Source organism: Candidatus Hydrogenedentota bacterium, assembly GCA_016791475.1.
GTDB lineage: Bacteria > Hydrogenedentota > Hydrogenedentia > Hydrogenedentales > JAEUWI01 > JAEUWI01.
On record JAEUWI010000443.1, the window covers coordinates 1 to 263 of the forward strand.

1 protein-coding gene is annotated in these 263 nt (G+C 56.7%); it reads left to right on the forward strand.

The window, feature by feature from the left end; genetic code table 11:
- Positions 1 to 263 (forward strand): modification methylase (locus JNK74_30155; GenBank protein ID MBL7650433.1); only part of this gene is annotated, 263 nt, incomplete at both ends.

Consider the following 263-nt stretch of genomic DNA (forward strand, 5'->3'; position numbering starts at 1 on the left):
TCTCCTTCCTCGACAAGTACAACCCAAAGCAGTTTGACATTCTGGGTTGGACGCGGGGTGTGGACGAGTTCGACGCTTGGCCGAACAAGCGATATACGAACCCAAAGCAGATCAAGGCCGACGGCACGGCATCGCACGGCGGCAAGGTCAACACCGGGCCGACCCTGCTGCTGAAGAAGAAGCCTCAGAACACCTATTACACCGCCGACAACGCCGACGGGTACCTTGAGCAGTTGTACATGCGCATTCTCATCAAGCGAAAG